This window comes from Mesorhizobium sp. WSM4817, from assembly GCF_055811135.1.
The window spans coordinates 1-544 of the sequence record NZ_JBVVQQ010000127.1 but is presented as its reverse complement, the minus strand read 5'-3'; the positions used below and the strand labels follow the sequence as shown (position 1 = coordinate 544).

1 pseudogene is annotated in these 544 nt (G+C 60.7%); it reads left to right on the top strand.

Annotated features, from left to right (window positions below):
- Positions 1-216: 216 nt before the first annotated feature.
- A pseudogene (locus AC0L2K_RS35025) lies at positions 217-351 on the top strand (IS481 family transposase); the annotation flags it as partial.
- Positions 352-544 lie beyond the last annotated feature (193 nt).

Here is a 544-nt window from a genome sequence, read left to right as displayed (position 1 = left end):
GGCCGCCTGAGACGCGGCCCGCCATGTCCGCCGCTCCGCTAAACACGGGGGCCGCGCGGCGGACACGCCAACGTCACGCTGAATGCCACGCCATTTTTTGCAGAACTTGACGCACACAACTAAATCCTGGTGGCGTTCCGGCAGGAGACGCTGTTGCCGCTAGATGACGTACTCGGCTGCCCGGGAGACACCATCCAACCTCAGCGTAGCGCCTGCATCACTGACTGCAGCGCCATGGCAATCGCCGACCTGCCCCAAAACCGCGATGGTCCCAGGCGACGCTTCCTTTGGCCGCATATCTTCGACCGCATCTGCATCGCCAATGGCATCGAGCACTGGGCCGATCAACCCGAACCAGCTTGTTCGGGCCCACACACAGCAGGTCACTCGGATTGTTGAGATCAAGCTCCTCCGGTGCGTGTCACCCCGTGACAGTGGAAGACCTCGCGTGCCGACGCTAAAGGCACTGCGTGTTTCGTTAATTCCCGGACACCCTTTTCGCTAAATCCCGGACAGTGATTTCAGTAATTCGCGGACAGCGTTT